This is a genomic window from Paenibacillus sp. 37, assembly GCF_008386395.1.
GTDB lineage: Bacteria > Bacillota > Bacilli > Paenibacillales > Paenibacillaceae > Paenibacillus > Paenibacillus amylolyticus_B.
In genome coordinates this window covers 2,770,072-2,785,091 of sequence record NZ_CP043761.1, presented here as the reverse complement: position 1 = coordinate 2,785,091, position 15,020 = coordinate 2,770,072, and the positions used below count along the sequence as shown (strand labels likewise).

The 15,020-nt window shown below is 47.5% G+C and carries 13 protein-coding genes; 7 read left to right on the top strand and 6 right to left on the bottom strand.

From position 1 onward, the window contains the following. Window positions 1-3: 3 nt before the first annotated feature. The 6 genes from F0220_RS12640 to F0220_RS12615 all read right to left on the bottom strand — a co-directional run bounded on the left by F0220_RS12640 (window position 4) and on the right by F0220_RS12615 (window position 5,137). Window positions 4-582, bottom strand: coding sequence for a histidine phosphatase family protein (locus F0220_RS12640; protein WP_223199928.1), 579 nt, complete (start codon window positions 580-582; stop codon window positions 4-6). Beyond that, on the bottom strand, window positions 579-2,801 hold the full coding sequence (locus F0220_RS12635) for a class I SAM-dependent methyltransferase (RefSeq protein ID WP_105598352.1): 2,223 nt from the start codon (window positions 2,799-2,801) through the stop codon (window positions 579-581). The genes F0220_RS12640 and F0220_RS12635 overlap by 4 nt, the downstream gene beginning before the upstream one ends. A gap of 46 nt (window positions 2,802-2,847) precedes the next feature. After that, complete coding sequence (locus tag F0220_RS12630) at window positions 2,848-3,078, bottom strand: phosphotransferase (RefSeq protein ID WP_105598351.1); 231 nt, start codon at window positions 3,076-3,078, stop codon at window positions 2,848-2,850. A 116-nt stretch (window positions 3,079-3,194) separates the two neighbouring features. Further along, window positions 3,195-3,785: a GNAT family N-acetyltransferase gene (locus F0220_RS12625; RefSeq protein WP_105598350.1), complete on the bottom strand. Its 591-nt coding sequence runs from the start codon at window positions 3,783-3,785 to the stop codon at window positions 3,195-3,197. Window positions 3,786-3,791: 6 nt separating this feature from the next. Beyond that, entirely contained in the window at window positions 3,792-4,238 is a 447-nt protein-coding gene (locus F0220_RS12620) for a RidA family protein (protein WP_091016945.1), read from the bottom strand. Then, on the bottom strand, window positions 4,235-5,137 hold the full coding sequence (locus F0220_RS12615) for an AraC family transcriptional regulator (protein ID WP_105598349.1): 903 nt from the start codon (window positions 5,135-5,137) through the stop codon (window positions 4,235-4,237). Before F0220_RS12615 ends, F0220_RS12620 begins: the two co-directional genes overlap by 4 nt. Before the next feature lie 127 nt (window positions 5,138-5,264). Here F0220_RS12615 and F0220_RS12610 point away from each other — a divergent pair, with 127 nt between their 5' ends. The 7 genes from F0220_RS12610 to F0220_RS12580 all read left to right on the top strand — a co-directional run bounded on the left by F0220_RS12610 (window position 5,265) and on the right by F0220_RS12580 (window position 14,945). Further along, window positions 5,265-6,554 carry a Gfo/Idh/MocA family oxidoreductase gene (locus tag F0220_RS12610; protein WP_105598348.1) on the top strand — a complete coding sequence of 430 codons (1,290 nt, stop codon included), beginning with the start codon at window positions 5,265-5,267 and terminating at the stop codon, window positions 6,552-6,554. A gap of 119 nt (window positions 6,555-6,673) precedes the next feature. Next, window positions 6,674-8,491 (top strand): sensor histidine kinase, encoded by a 1,818-nt coding sequence (locus tag F0220_RS12605; protein ID WP_105598347.1) that lies wholly within the window; start codon window positions 6,674-6,676, stop codon window positions 8,489-8,491. Continuing rightward, a complete protein-coding gene (locus F0220_RS12600; protein ID WP_105598346.1) occupies window positions 8,466-10,022 on the top strand; it encodes a response regulator transcription factor in 1,557 nt (518 codons plus the stop codon). The genes F0220_RS12605 and F0220_RS12600 overlap by 26 nt, the downstream gene beginning before the upstream one ends. Window positions 10,023-10,138: 116 nt before the next feature. After that, complete coding sequence (locus tag F0220_RS12595; RefSeq protein WP_105598345.1) at window positions 10,139-11,053, top strand: carbohydrate ABC transporter permease; 915 nt, start codon at window positions 10,139-10,141, stop codon at window positions 11,051-11,053. A 5-nt stretch (window positions 11,054-11,058) separates the two neighbouring features. Further along, window positions 11,059-11,898 carry a carbohydrate ABC transporter permease gene (locus F0220_RS12590; protein WP_091017729.1) on the top strand — a complete coding sequence of 280 codons (840 nt, stop codon included), beginning with the start codon at window positions 11,059-11,061 and terminating at the stop codon, window positions 11,896-11,898. A 39-nt stretch (window positions 11,899-11,937) separates the two neighbouring features. Continuing rightward, the gene (locus F0220_RS12585; protein ID WP_105598344.1) at window positions 11,938-13,266 is read left to right on the top strand and encodes an ABC transporter substrate-binding protein; all 1,329 of its coding nucleotides are present in this window, start codon (window positions 11,938-11,940) and stop codon (window positions 13,264-13,266) included. 23 nt (window positions 13,267-13,289) lie between these two features. Beyond that, window positions 13,290-14,945, top strand: coding sequence for an MGH1-like glycoside hydrolase domain-containing protein (locus F0220_RS12580; RefSeq protein ID WP_105598343.1), 1,656 nt, complete (start codon window positions 13,290-13,292; stop codon window positions 14,943-14,945). The last annotated feature ends 75 nt before the right edge of the window (window positions 14,946-15,020 follow it).

Genomic DNA, 15,020 nt, shown 5'->3' with positions numbered 1-15,020 from the left:
CTGTCACTCCCACAATCGGGTGACCTGGACCAACTTGTGCATTCCGTCAAACTGCAACTTATAGATATCCGGCATCGTAGTCTTCTCCCAGAAATCGTAACCGTAGGAAGCATCATAATGTTGAAAAATAAGCGTCATTACATCTCCATGGGTTCCGATGACTACCTTGTGACCCGCATGTTTATCCAAAATTTTCTCGATTACCGCTACTGCCCTTGAGCGAGCCTGTTCACCAGACTCCCCACCTGAATACGCATACGTAGGATCACGGTACAACTGCTGCTTGGCTTCACGAAAATTATCATGCTTCACATCCGAACTTGATAACTGGCGTTCACGCAGATCCTCCTCTGTCACCACAATTCCACCTGACCGATCTGCCAGAATCTGAATTGTATCCACTGCACGCCTGTAAGGGCTGGAATAGAACAGTTGAATCTGCTCCCCTTGCAGCAGACTGGCAACCGTTCCCGCATCTTGATGACCTTGTTCTGTCAGTCCACGCTCGCGTTCCTGTCCTTCAACATATCGAGACTCCGCATGTCTGACAAAATACAAAAACGTACTGGCCTCACTCATCATCCAACCGCTAATCCTTTCTTCTTCTCAATGACAATCAGGCAGGTACTGTCTGGCAAAGGCGCAGGAGAGCCATCTTCCTTCATGAAGATCATTCGTTCTCCAAGTGCTTCCGTATAACCGTCCTGAAGGAAATGTTCGAAGATGATCATCTCGGCTTGTTCGCCTAGCGCTTCTAGAATACAGTTCTTATAGTCGGTCGGTGTAAAAATACCGAACTGCTCCTGAATTTCATGCACGTATGCCTCTTCCCCCCACGTATAGGTATAGAGAAATTCCATCGCATCGTTGATCGGCATCTCTACTTCGTTGTCTGAGATCCGCTCATATTGAATTGCACGCCCTTGAAAATCCTCTGCATATCGCTCCAGCCAGCGTATCCCATCCGCTTCCAGGAAACGAATACGGCGCTTCTGTGCCTCCGGTTCACTCATGATACCATCCCTAATCAGAATTCTTCCTCCAGGTGACAGTACACGGAATGAACTTCTCAGCGCTGCCACAACCGTATCGGAATTAAATCTTCGACCGTCCAGTTCAATATATGAATATAACTCATGCAGAATGGATGAGAAAATAACCGTATCCACTGTGCCTGGCTGCACATATTGCTCCAGTTGCAGGGCATCGCCCTTCATGACTTGCCAGCGATGTCCTTCACGCTGTTTTTTGCGCTCCAGCGCTTCAATGACATTGGCTGAGATATCGATACCAATCGGCTCCACTTCCGGTTTTTCCTGCTCAATCAGATCCAGTAGAATTCCTCCACCTGGGCCAATATCAAGTACCCGTTTACCAACGATGTAGTCGAGCAGTACTTTTTTGTAATCACCGGAGCTGTTCATATCGGACAAATACGTTTCTTCGTTGTGGAACCGGTCATAGGCATCCCGGCGTAATCCGAACAGGTCAAATAACAGCAACACAGCCTTCTCATATAACGGTGACTTTTCCGCTTCAATACAGAATGCAATCAGCTTCTCGGCTGCGGGAGAAAATTCAAAGGTCACAAACAGTGTATCCGGCAGATCCGCATGAGGCTCAATGCGATGGGTTAGATGGGGATAGACGATCTGCTCCCCTGCCGTAATCTGTTCCCACGAATACTGTTCCAAATATTTTTCAATCATTCGTTTCTTGTAAATATTGAGCTTCTTGACGCCCTTGTAATCGTAATACATCGTATTCATTAATGGTTCGAAGCTGATATGGCGAACGATTTCAGATCGGCTCTCCATGGATGTGGGATTCATACTCTCGCTGCGAAGCGTCAACAGGAACACTTTCACCATCTCCTGCAACGAAAAATTCTGCATGGCCGACTCCACATACCATAATGTGCGATGAGCCAGCGGAGCCAGCGCCTGTTCCACATCCAGTTCCGTTTGGAGCTTGGCGTAAGCCGTATCCATAGCTTCTCCCTGCCGAATGGATGAACTTCTTAAGCGGGATAACCGTTCCTTCACGCTCCAGTCTTCATGATCCGGTCCAACGATAATCCAGCCTATAATGCGCTGCACCTCAGCCTGAACCTGATTCCATAACGCTGGATCAACACCTGCAATAATGCACTCATTTAATGCCATCAGTATGGTGTGCAGTTCATCTGTACTAAGCCATCCTTTGACGATTAAGGCGTGGAGCGAAGCATTCTCGGCAAATGGAATCTCTCCGCGTATGTATTGACCAATAAGTCCATGCGTAGCAATTAGAGTACGTATAATCTCATGCCTTGGAGTGGGTGTACTCAGCGTATCATGCTCGCTTATATCCGCATTCTTACTTAAGGAATCGCCCGGAGAACCAGGTTGATTTATACTCGTCTCCTTGGTCTTACCGATGTCATTATCCAGGTGCTCTGCGCCTGCGAATAGATCATATAACTGAGCCGACCCCACATTGTGTACAAACAAGTTAACGCCCTGCTTTTGCCATACCCGCCGCTGCTCCCGTGATCCGGCCTTCGCCGTCTCTGACCAGATTAATACGTCCTCCAGTATTTCTCTCACCCAAAAAGAAACCTGAAGCTTTTCCAGTACGTGAAGTGTACGCTCGGTGTATTCCAGCACCGGATTTGTTCCCTCAAGTTCGGCAATGGAATGAATGCGCTCGAGGTTAATATGGGGCTTCTCTGCTGCTGCCAGCAGTTGCAGCCATTGCTGCTGGGCTTCCGGCGTGTTACCTGACTTGTATGATTGTATGGCCTTTAATGAATGCAGCATGAATTAGTCCCCTCTCTCTCTTTCTCTACCTTTTTATATAATATAGTTAGATTCGTTTATAGAAGTTGAACGATTGTATAACTGACTCTGTATCTTCCGACAATGTGTCGCTCATTAATATTACCCAGCTTTGAGACACATCACCCGCGGGATCTCCCGCCATGCCAGTCATCCAATCGATAACCCAGTACGAGTCGCGGGCCTCCTTGAGCATAACATTATCGGGGGGAAAATCGCCATGATAGATCTGCTGTTGATCAGGCAATGTTGTATTCATTCTAGACTGCTTCGAGTGGAAAATCCATTCGATATAACTTCATAATGTGCTCGTTCGAATACACATAGATTACCGCAGTTCTTCCCTGACCAATTCGCTCCATATCTACCCTCCCTTTACTCGAACTCACTGCCTCTGACTTTGGAGAAAACCATACAATCAACCAGCGTACCTGTACTGTCCCGCCGCATCTTGCGCAGTATACCTTCCAGTGTATAACCCGCTCGTTCCGCTACTTTGGCACTTGGCACATTGCGGGCATCACAGCGGATCTCCAGCCGGTTTGCCTCCAGATGAGTAATGGCAAATTGCTCTATCCCTTTCACCGCTTCTGTCATCAGACCCTCACCAGCTCGCGATGTTCGAATCCAGTAACCGACCTCAAAACAGCGTGCATTCCAGTCGATGCGATGTAACCCGCTGCTGCCTACGAATTCATCCGTATGCCTATCACGCAAATGTAACATCATGTCGGTACGCTCCAGATATCGCAGCCTTGCTTTGCGAACCGTCACTTCAGACTCTTCCAATGAAGGGATCTTCTCGGCAAAAGGCAACCATAACCGCAGCTGTTCCGCACTCTCACGGACCGCTTCATTCACAGCCTGGCCATCCCCCCACTGCGGTGCACGAATCGTGAGACGTTCCGTATGAAAGCTCTCGGGGATCGTTAACATCATCGGATTAAATGAAGACGACTCTGTCATGGTTACCTATTCCTCCACCTGAAATATGGAATCAATGATCAGGGGCAAGTTGTCCCTCACGGACACTGCACCGAATACTGAACGGGCGTGCACGCCTTGTTCCCCGAATACCTCCATCATCAGATCCGAGAATCCATTCAGCACTTTATGATGCTCCTGATACGAAGCGGACGCATTAATAAAGCCCTGTACTTTAACTACTCTCTTCACCCGATCCAGTGAACCCAGCACATCTCGAACGACAGCGAGCACCTCCAGTCCGGCATTCCGGGCAAAATCATATCCCTGTTCTGTTGTAAAGTCTGATCCCAGTTTGCCACGTTCGGGGATATCTGGTCCTTTACCGGATACATACATGATGCCATTGACAATAACGGCATTCGCATATTTTGCTGCGGGGGCGCTGGCCTGTGGCAAAATGATCCCCAGTTCATTCAATCTCGTTTCAATCATCGTATATTCTCTCCTTCTTTTAGGGTTCTAACGGAACCTGACTCCTTATATTCCTGCCTGTAGACTCTTGGTGCTACCTGAACAGTACGCTTGAACATTTTGCCAAAATGAGAGAAGTTACTGAATCCGGCAAGCCATGCAATATCCGTAATGGATTCCTCACTTTCTCGCAGTAAACGCTGTGCTTCCTTCACCCGTAACAGATTCAGATAATCACTGAAGGTAAACCCCGTTGTTTGTTTGAACAATCGACTCAGATAATGCGGACTAATGCGAAACATACCCGCCACCTCCGGTAATGTCAGTGGCTTCTGATAGTTCTCATTCAGGTAACGCACGACGGCCTGTGTCTTGGGATGAAGCACCGGCTCACGATCATCGGAGCATAACCTGCCCAGGTGCTGATTACGATAGGCTTGCAGCAACAATTCAATAGCCCGGTGACGAAGCAACAGGTTACTTCCCGGCTGGGGACGAAGCATTTCATCCACCATTTCGCTCACCATCCGCTCCAATACCTCCGTGACCTGTGAAGGAAACCTTATAATAGGAATCTCCCAGCAGAAGGGCTCCTTCAAAGCTTCGACTAACTCCGTTGAAATAGCCATGGCTGCAAAAAGCTCAGGCTTCAAATACAGCACCATCCGCTCATGGTCGGGCATGCCGCTCTCCAATGTTTTATGAACCGTATTGCGGTCAACAAACACCAGGTCACCAGCCTTTACCCGATAGGTCCGATCCTTGATGAAATAGATACGCTCGCCAGACAACAGGTAATACAACTCATAATGATCATGCAGGTGGTCATCCGTCATCGAGAAATATCCAATGCGACGATCATATTCAATATGTAGTAAATCCGTGGGATCATGAAAATCTGCACTGAAAGGTTCTGTCATGTCGGCCTCTCTCCTTTCCATAAATTATAGCAAAATATGCGGCATTTGAAAGCGGTTACGCATAAAATGCGGCGAAAGAAGTACTCCCTTGTTATAGTCTAAAGCTATATTCAAGGAGGCGATAGACATGAGTAGCAAGAAACGTTATGTATTAGTCGGAACCGGCGGCCGTGCGGAATTCTTTTATGGTGCATTAACCCGGGATTACAGGGATACTTCCGAGCTTGTCGGCTTTTGTGATATAAATCAAGTCCGCATGAATTACGCGAATCAACTGCTGAAGGAAAAGTACGATTATCCAGAGGTACCCACCTATCCTGCGGATCAGTTTGATCAGATGATTGAGAACGAGAAGCCTGACTATGTCATCGTAACCAGCGTTGACCGTACCCATCACAAGTACATCATTCGCGCGATGGAACTGGGTTGTGACGTTGTCACCGAGAAACCAATGACGATCGATGAGGAGAAATGCCAGGACATTCTGGATGCAGTCAAGCGCACTGGCCAGAACGTCAGAGTTACCTTTAACTACCGTTATGCGCCGCACCATACGAAGATTCGGGAACTTATTCTGAATGATACCATCGGAAAAGTCACGTCCGTTCACTTTGAATGGCTGCTGAATACCCGCCACGGGGCAGATTATTTCCGCCGTTGGCATCGGGACAAGCGTAACAGCGGAGGACTGCTCGTTCACAAATCCACCCATCACTTCGATTTGGTGAATTTCTGGATCGGCTCGCAACCGGAGACCGTGTTTGCATTCGGTGATCTGATGTTTTACGGCAGAGAAAACGCAGAAGAACGTGGTGTAACGCAGTTCTACAATCGAGCAACTGGCAACCCGATCGCGAAGGAAGATCCTTTTGCACTGCATTTGGATTCAGACGCACATATGAAGTCCATGTATCTGGATGCCGAATCAGAAGATGGTTATCAGCGGGATCAGAGTGTATTTGGGGATGGTATCAACATTGAGGATACAATGGGTGTTCTTGTGAAGTATCGGAGCAAAGCCATTCTGACGTACTCCCTCGTTGCCTATCAGCCATGGGAAGGTTACCGTATTGCCATTAACGGCACCAAAGGCCGGATTGAGATGAACATTGTGGAACAATCCTATGTCAATTCATTAGGTGACAAAAGTAAAGAAGGTGCTCTGATCGGTAAAACGTTGCGGGTCCTTCCGATGTTCGGTGCGCCATATGAGGTTGAAGTGGAAGAAAAAGCAGGTGGACATGGCGGAGGTGACCCGGTTCTGCTGAATGATCTGTTTGGAGAGCCTGTAGAAGATCCGTTCCATCGTGCTGCTAATCACGTGGACGGTGCCAGATCCATTCTGACTGGGATTGCGGCCAATCGTGCCATTGCCACAGGCTTGCCTGTCAACGTCAATAATCTGGTTCGGTTCTAAGTCTCCCAGGTCTTCACTACATTATTAATTTCATTTTAAGGCTGCGCATATTACGCAGTCTTTTTTATATTTTTATAATTAACCTGCACACAAGTTGACTCGCTAGAAGGAGGAAATCCATGTTCTTCTCTTTAAAAAACCGCCTGATTGCCTTTATCGTTGTCCTGTTTGTCCTCGCTTTTGGTACACTCTCCTACCTGCTCTTCAAGGAATCTCGCACGGTCATTCGCTCTTACATCGAATCCTCTGCTCTTGAGAAAATGGAGGAATACGGTTCATACGTAGACATGGTGCAGATGCAGATCTATGATGTCGCCTCACTTGTTTTCAACAGTGATATGGGCAAGAACTGGGATAACGCGATCAGTGATCCTAACCTTCCGGAAGGAGAAAAGATGCTGGCCAACCTCGCGATGAGCCGCTTCCTCACTCAGGCAACCAACAGTTACACCAGTATCTCGGATGTATCCATCTATCGACGGAATGGACTGCGAATTGGCAGCGAGAATCAGGTGACATATGACCCTGCCTTTGTACAAGAATCCTGGTATACGAATTTCTACACGTTGGGGGAACGCTGGTTACCTGCACACACCGATCAACATGAACGTGTCAGAGATCATGGTAACCCGGTGGTCAGTCTGCTGATGCCCATTGGCACCTTTCATCATGCTACAGCGCAGAGTGTCATGAAGGTGAATGTCAGTGAATCCTATTTTCTGGAACCGCTCCGTCGCATACATCTTGCGGAGAATAGCACTATTTTTCTACTGGGAGAGCAAGGAAATCCTATTCTCTCACAGCAGGTAAACGCGTTAGGTGTTGTAGCTACCGCAGAGATCGATCGGTTTCGAAACAGCCCGCTCAAATCCGGTGTGGCATACCTCACCAACCATGAAGGACAGCGAGACATCCTTGTTTTCAAGAAACTGGGACGTACCGGCTGGATGTTGGCAGGTCTGGCACCTGAAAAGGAAATGTATCTCTCTCTCCATAAGCTCCAAAGCACGATTGTGGTGGTGACAATTGTCCTGATTCTGGTCTCCCTCTTGGCGGCTGCCTGGTTATCCCACGGTGTAACCAAACCTTTGACCAGACTGGTGCTGGCCATGAGACAGGTTCAACGAGGTGCTTTTGACCAAGCGGATTCAATTCTGCCTCCAGATAAAAATGTAAAGAGCGAGATCAGTTATGTCATCTTTACCTTCCGTTATATGATCAGTCAGCTGCGGCAGCATATCCAGAATGAATTCGAGCTGAAGCTGCTTCGCCAGCAAGCAGAGTATAAAGCACTTCTCATACAGATTAATCCGCATTTTATGTTTAATACCTTGGAGCTGGTAAGCAGTCTTGCCATTCAGCGTAGAACGGATGATACGGTTCAGGTCATTGAGGATTTGGGTAAAATGATGCGCTTTTCCATTAACACCAATGACGATCTTGTTCCCCTAATGGAAGAGCTGGATTATGTGCAGCGTTATATCTCCATTTTGCAGACCCGTTTCGGTCATAAGCTCGACATTTCGATAACAAAGGAAGGCTCACTGAACTCCATGGTCATCATCAAGTTTATTCTTCAGCCACTTATTGAAAATGCAGTGAAATACAGCTTCAAGCATCAGACAACAGCTCAGGTACAAATACGGATCAACCGGCTGTATGATCGTCTGCAAATCCGCGTTTCAGACAACGGACCGGGTATTCCAGCAGAGATAATCCATAAAATGAATCACCCTGATACTTCCCCCTCATTGGAATCCATATTGCTTAATAAAGGCTGGCATATTGGACTTGGCAATGTGATTGCTCGTTGCCGCCTGCATTATGGTGCCTTATTCACGGTTCATATGATGAACGATGAGAGCAGTGGCGCATGTATTGAACTGACTCTACCCGTACAGGAGGAATATGATGTACAACGTATTAATCGCAGATGACGAGATTGAAGTTCGCGAAGGGTTGAAATTGAAAGTCGATTGGCATGGCATGGGCTTTGCCATAACAGGAGAAGCCGCTAACGGAATCGAAGCGGATGAACTTTTACAATCTGAACATTTTGACTTGTTGATTACCGATATGAATATGCCTGTCATGAATGGCGTCCGATTATTGGATGTCTGTCGCAGTTATAACCCTTCCATTCAGATTATCATTATCACGGGTTATGAAGATTTTCAATATGCCAGAGCAGGTGTCCGTAGCCAGGTGATGGATTATTTACTGAAGCCTGTAACCCGGGATGAACTAAAAGCCACTTTAGGCAAAATCAAAGCGGATCTGGATGAACAACGTAAAGTGCGAGGCGATTCCGAATTGTTGCAATGGCGACTCTCTCAGTATTACCGGGAAATGAAAGAACGTTTCCTTCTTGATCTCGTCAAAGGCAATCGCCTACCGCCTTCCTCCATGCCAGAACGGCTGAGATTGTTCCATCTCGAATCATGGCAGGATCAGAAGGTCTGTTTCATCACCGCCAGTATAAGTCACTCGGACAAGCAGGATCTTCGAGAAGATCGCTTACACGAGCAGATGCATCTTCCTTTTGAGATGGTATGTTATGAAATCGCCCAGTCTGATTCAGACAATGTCCAGGTATTTCATGATTCGGCACACGCAGGGATCATGCATTTCATGACACCAGACGGTGTTCAACACGAATTCATCCAGCAGCTCGCGGAACTTACGGCATCCGTTTTTTCCATGAATATTAGGGTTGGGATTGGACGATCTGTATCTGGACTTGAGCACTGGAAAGAAGGTTATATCCATTCCCTTCTGGCTTGGAATTCAGCTGAACGGGCTGGCAGCGGGCTGAACCCTCAGGCAGGAACAGACTATAGTCCATTACTGCCTGAGGAAACGACACGTACGCTGCATCGCTGCCTCATTCGTGGGGAACTGGACTCCTTCCGCAGCATCATCCACAAGGAGATTCACGAGGCATTCCAGCTCTCTCCCTCCCGAATGACACGAAGTATTTTTCAAATTTCACTGTTGATGGATTATCCTATGGCCCCGGAATGGATACTGTGGCTTAAGACGCCAGATCAAGCAGAACGCTTATTAATGCAATGGGCTCAAGACTTACTGGGTCGACAACTTCCTTCGGAAAATGGGGATGGGACGGTTATAGAGTTAGCCAAGCGATATATCGAAGAGAACTATATGCAGGAGCTCACGTTGACGTTACTTGCTGAACGATTCAACTATTACCCTACCTATTTCTCCGAATTGTTTAAGGAAGGGGCAGGTACCTCTTTTGTTCAATATGTGACGGGTGTTCGGATGAAACATGCCTTGCAACTGCTGAAGGATACTCAATTAACGGTATGGGATATTACTGAACTGACAGGTTTCAGTTCGCCAAGTTATTTCAGTTCGAAATTCAAAAGAATGTTCAACATGAGTCCTTCAGACTATCGGTTGCAGCATTCCGAAAAAATCGATAACCATGATCCGAAGAAATAAGATTCAAGCTTCTCCCCTTCCCCGGTATGATGTGGTTACCCAGAGAACGCCGCATGTTGTAAGCGGATTCACAGTGAGTAACCTTGAATTTTATCGATTCAGAAGGGAGGCACATGATGGAAAAAAAGACCAAGCCCTTATACGGTCAGCAGAATACCACAGCCTACTTGTTTCTTCTGCCCTGGCTGATCGGACTCTTCTGTCTGACACTGGGACCGATGATTGCGTCCCTATACTTATCCATGACCAAATTCAATCTGCTGTCATCACCGACTTGGACCGGACTTAGCAACTATGTTCACATTTTTACCGAGGACGATACTTTTCGCAGGTCCTTGGGGCTGACATTTTATTATGTTTTTTTATCTGTCCCACTAAGGCTTGCCTTTGCTCTACTGGTAGCGATGGCGCTGAACAAAGGTATTCGAGCCCTCGGCATCTACCGGACTGTATATTACATCCCTTCCCTCTTGGGCGGCAGCGTCGCGATTGCAATCGTCTGGCGGCAACTTTTTGAGGGGAACGGACTGGTCAACCAGTTTCTAAGCTGGTTTGGCATCTCTGGTCCGTCCTGGATTGCACATCCGGATTATGTGGTTTATACCATCATCACCCTATCCGTGTGGCAATTTGGGTCTGCCATGGTTATCTTTCTTGCGGGTCTGAAACAGATCCCGGCAGACTTGTATGAAGCTTCCGATGTCGATGGAGCGGGAAAGATACGTCAATTTTTTGGAATCACCCTGCCCATGCTCTCCCCCGTTATCTTTTTTAACCTGATCATGAGCATGATCAATTCATTCCAGGCGTTTACACCCGCTTACGTGATCGGGGATGGTCGCGGAGGCCCACTTGACGCAACAATGTTCTATACCTTGTATCTGTATCTGAAAGGTTTCTCGTTCTTTGATATGGGTTATGCTTCGGCTCTGGCTTGGATCATGTTGGTCATTATCGGAGTATTCACCGCAATCGTTTTTGTTACATCCCGATTTTGGGTGTTCTACGGGGATAATCAGGAGGGGAGGTAATGCATATGCCAATCAAACGACAATTAGTTCAGGCCGGGAGGCATGCCGCAATTATACTTTTCGGTCTGCTGATGTTATATCCTGTGCTATGGTTAATTCTCAGTTCGTTTAAACCGAACCATCTCATTTTCACCAGTGGCAGTCTTTTCCCAACCAGCTTCACGCTGGAGCACTATATTAATGGCTGGAAAGGTCTGCAGGGCATCTCCTTTGGCCGTTTCTTCGGCAACTCCGTTCTGATCTCGGTCATGAGTGTGCTGGGTAATGTGATCTCCTGTTCCCTTGCAGCCTTTGCTTTCTCCAGATTGAAGTTCAGATTCAAAGGCCTGTGGTTCAGCATGATGTTGATCACGATTATGTTGCCTTACCATGTTACTCTGGTGCCCCAGTACATTCTCTATAATGAGCTTCAATGGATTAATACGTATTTCCCATTGATTCTGCCCAAGTGGCTCGCGCAGGATTCTTTCTTCATCTTGCTCATGGTTCAATTCATACGCGGTATACCGCGGGAACTGGACGAGAGTGCAACCATTGACGGTTGCGGGCAATCACAGATTTTTTTCAGAATCGTAGTGCCTCTGCTCGTTCCGGCACTGATTACAACAGCCATCTTCACCTTCCTGTGGAGCTGGGATGACTTTTTCAGCCAGATGATCTATCTGAGCAAAATTGATCTGTTCACCGTGCAGCTGGGCATCCGGTCTCTCTTTGACCCCTCAGGACAATCCGATTGGGGCGCATTGCTCGCCATGTCTACCCTGTCACTGCTTCCCGTGACCATCATCTTTTTACTGTTTCAGCGATATTTCCTTGAAGGCATTGCAACAACAGGTCTGAAGTAACAACACGTTTCTCATTATCCATAGTCAGGGGGATTCACCATGTTCAAACGTTTCATGATTGGTATAATCACTTCACTTTTGTTATTCGTAACAGCTTGCTCTGGAACAGACCATACAGGTGCTACTAATAATGCAGGCAATGGTAATGATAATGGAACTACCGAAGGCGGGCAGGTCGAACTTCGCATCATGTGGTGGGGTGACCAGAAACGGGCAGATATTACGAATGAAGCCCTCAAGATCTTTCAGGCAAAACACCCGGAAATTAAAATTTCAGGTGAATTTGCACCCTCCTCTGGATATTTCGACAAGCTGAATACCCAGTTGGCATCAGGCACAGCACCGGATATCTTTTTCCTCGGTGGAAATGTCGTTGATTATGCCAAAAAAGATGTCCTCCTTAACCTAGACCCATATGTTGGCAACGAACTGAATCTGGATGGTATGGATGAAACTATGATCGAATACGGACGTCTCGACGGGAAGCTGCAACATATTTCTGCCGGTGCCAACGCAAGAGGAATTATTGTTAACAAGGCACTCTTTGAGAAAGCCGGCGTGCCTTTGCCAGCTTCCGATTGGGACTGGGCGGACTATGCCGCCATCAGCAAGGAGTTATCCGACAAACTCGGGGACGGCTTCTATGGAACCTATAATTTCACCGTCGACGGGATGGATATTTTTCTAAAACAACGGGGTAAACAACTGTATGACATGAAAAACGGTACACTTGGATTCGCCAAGGAAGACATTCTGGAATGGTTCCAGTATTGGGAGAAGACTTCGGCATCCGGCGGTGTAGTCACACCGGAATTGCAGGTTTCCAACCCGCATGATGATACCAGTAAATCCCTGTTAATCACAGGCAAAGCAGCCATGACTCTACTGCCATCCAACCAGCTCGCTGCATTCCAGAGCTTGACGGAAGACCCTTTGGTTCTTTTCCCTGTACCACGAGGTCCTAAGGGAACGGGTGTTGTATTTGAGTCGAGTCAGGGATTATCAGGTTACGCAAATACCAAACATCCGAAGGAAGTGGCAATGTTAATGGACTTCTGGATTCATGATCCGGAAGCAGCTAAAATCCTCGGTAATGACCGCGGCGTGCCCGTTACGGAAGCCAATCGTACTCTTCTTCAGGAAGGTGCAGGCCCTGTGGAGGAGATTGTCTATAACTATACAAATCTTGTCTCTGAAGCTACGAAGACTGAACCTTTTGACGTAAGCTACAACCCGCCGGGATTTGCAGAGTTCTCCAAGTTAGCTCAGACGACGAATCAGGAGATTGGATTTGGACGAAAAAGTGTGGAGAAGGCTGTCTCCGACTTCTATAACGGGACCGTTCGCATCTTTGAGTCCAATCAATAAGCAGAAGCTGAGAGGAGGAACATATGACAGAAGAGATACTGAATCGTCTGCGCAACATGTCGATCATGGATCAAGTTCAGCCTGTTAAACCGGAAGATCAGCAATTATTACAGGAATGGCATGCGTCGGGTGTCCGGTTTGCAGCATCGGGCGGACGAATGGAAGCTACGTATTATGCAGCAGTGGAAAAATTGCTTGCTTGCATCCTGCCCATGGGAGACAGCGATCCCATTTTACAAGAAGGTGGCATCTATCTGGGATGTTGGTTAGAGAGTACAGGTACCATCAATGCGGAGCTGCTGTCTCGCCTGCTTCCTTCCGTGTCCGAAACAACGTACCTCGCATTAGCCGAGCAGCAAAGAGATGATGGATTGCTTCCGTATAAACTTACGGCAAACGGGCCCTCTTTCCGGCAAATCCAATTGGTCACTCCACTGGCACGCAGTGTATGGAACCACTATCAGCTTCATGACAATCATGGCAAGCAGTCGCCTTTCCTGAACACCATGTATAAGGCTATGGTTCGTTACGATGAGTGGATTGCCCGCAACCGTAATACCCGAGGAAGCGGCTGTGTAGAGGCCTTCAGTACGTTTGACACTGGACATGACTTATCCCCCCGATTCTGGCATGTTCCGGATACACCTTATATGAATGATGCTTCTGCCTACCACCCGGATTCTCCGATTCTGCCTTTTCTGGCACCAGATCTGACTGCCAATATCTATTGTCAGCGCATGTATCTGTCCCGCATGGCTGAGGAGTTGGGGGAGTCGGGAACGGATTGGAAAGCCAAAGCCGAGTCCACCCTGGAACGTCTCTTCCGTTATTGTTACGACGAACAGGATATGTTCTTCTATGATCGGGATCGCAATGACGAATTCGTCAGAGTGCAATCCGATGTGCTGCTCCGCGTGATGGCCTGCGAGGTGGGCAACCGTGAATTGTTCGATAATCTACTGCGTCGGTACTTGTTGAATACAAGCAAGTTTTTCGCAAAATACCCATTTACATCAATTTCAATGGATGACCCCAGATTTGATCCCTTTTCCTCCTATAACAGCTGGGGAGGGGCATCCAATTTTCTGAGTCTGATTCGGGCACCACACGCATTTGAGTATCATCATCGATATGTGGAGCTAACCTGGGTAATGCAGCCTATCTTGTCCGCTCTATCCAAAGATAAGCGTTTTGGTCAGGTACTCAGCCCATGGACCGGCGAACAAGGTTTTACCGAGACATACTCACCTACTATCCTTTGTCTTCTCGATTATGTGGAGCGTTTATGCGGAATTATGCCTGTTGGATCGAATCAGCTCTGGTTTACCGGTCTACTCCCTATCGATATGGATCATGGCGAGGTCGTATCTGGCAACACGGCTTATAGCCGAAAAGTCAACGGAGTAGGATATGAATTGGTCAACACCCCTGATCGCATGACGGTATATCTGGAAGGCAAGGTTCATCTGGATGGCCCGTCAGGGATTCGACTGGTGACGGATCATAGTGGACATCTGGAAGGCGTTATTGGAATGAGCGTCCGCACCGTCGAGGGAGAGCTTTACTATCAAGGAAAGCGCATTCCGATTCAGATCAAAGGCAATGAAATGCAGCGTTATGCTGATGGAAATTTGAAAACCGAGCGCGATATTGGCATCATCTATCCTACGTATCGTTAATGGTTTGTATGCAAAAAGCGCAAGTTGCGGAGGTTTACTGCCCCTGCACTTGCGCTTTTCCCTTTTGCGCGTTTA

Coding starts and splice junctions, on each gene's coding strand:
- F0220_RS12625 (WP_105598350.1), bottom strand. CDS start 3,785: ATGACAGAGTCGTCTTCATTTAATCCGATGATGTTAACGATCCCCGAG.
- F0220_RS12615 (WP_105598349.1), bottom strand. CDS start 5,137: ATGACAGAACCTTTCAGTGCAGATTTTCATGATCCCACGGATTTACTA.
- F0220_RS12600 (WP_105598346.1), top strand. CDS start 8,466: ATGTACAACGTATTAATCGCAGATGACGAGATTGAAGTTCGCGAAGGG.
- F0220_RS12610 (WP_105598348.1), top strand. CDS start 5,265: ATGAGTAGCAAGAAACGTTATGTATTAGTCGGAACCGGCGGCCGTGCG.
- F0220_RS12585 (WP_105598344.1), top strand. CDS start 11,938: ATGTTCAAACGTTTCATGATTGGTATAATCACTTCACTTTTGTTATTC.
- F0220_RS12635 (WP_105598352.1), bottom strand. CDS start 2,801: ATGCTGCATTCATTAAAGGCCATACAATCATACAAGTCAGGTAACACG.
- F0220_RS12580 (WP_105598343.1), top strand. CDS start 13,290: ATGACAGAAGAGATACTGAATCGTCTGCGCAACATGTCGATCATGGAT.
- F0220_RS12640 (WP_223199928.1), bottom strand. CDS start 582: ATGATGAGTGAGGCCAGTACGTTTTTGTATTTTGTCAGACATGCGGAG.
- F0220_RS12620 (WP_091016945.1), bottom strand. CDS start 4,238: ATGATTGAAACGAGATTGAATGAACTGGGGATCATTTTGCCACAGGCC.
- F0220_RS12605 (WP_105598347.1), top strand. CDS start 6,674: ATGTTCTTCTCTTTAAAAAACCGCCTGATTGCCTTTATCGTTGTCCTG.
- F0220_RS12630 (WP_105598351.1), bottom strand. CDS start 3,078: ATGAATACAACATTGCCTGATCAACAGCAGATCTATCATGGCGATTTT.
- F0220_RS12590 (WP_091017729.1), top strand. CDS start 11,059: ATGCCAATCAAACGACAATTAGTTCAGGCCGGGAGGCATGCCGCAATT.
- F0220_RS12595 (WP_105598345.1), top strand. CDS start 10,139: ATGGAAAAAAAGACCAAGCCCTTATACGGTCAGCAGAATACCACAGCC.